The sequence below is a fragment of the Colwellia sp. 6M3 genome (assembly GCF_014077595.1).
Taxonomy (GTDB): domain Bacteria; phylum Pseudomonadota; class Gammaproteobacteria; order Enterobacterales; family Alteromonadaceae; genus Cognaticolwellia.
Genome location: NZ_JACGWF010000237.1, coordinates 1 through 328 on the forward strand (window position 1 = coordinate 1; position 328 = coordinate 328).

The window sequence follows — 328 nt, forward strand, 5'->3', positions numbered from 1 at the left end:
TGTTCGCCTATCATTACCCCGCTTTTTAAGAACTGATTAATCAGCTTTAAAATACTACTGTCCGTCACTTTGCGTCTAACACTGCTAATTATCAAAGCATGATCAAGCAGGTCAAAACACTTCGACAAATCCATGTCTACGACCCAGTCGCGATGGTATTTACGGATAAATACACTCGCTTTACTGATAGCGTCATGACAGCTTCGTTTCGGCCTGTACCCATAACTCGATGGGTGAAAGTCGATGTCGAATATCGGTTGGAGTATGTTCAATAGTGTTTGTTGCACTATTCGGTCTCGAACTGCGGGGATACCTAGCATTCTGACAC

Annotated in this window: 1 protein-coding gene; it reads right to left on the reverse strand. The window is 43.3% G+C overall.

Annotated elements, in window-relative coordinates; genetic code table 11:
- Positions 1–320: reverse transcriptase domain-containing protein (locus H4J50_RS19205; RefSeq protein ID WP_259365864.1), on the reverse strand; the 320-nt coding region annotated here is incomplete at its 3' end.
- Positions 321–328: the final 8 nt, after the last annotated feature.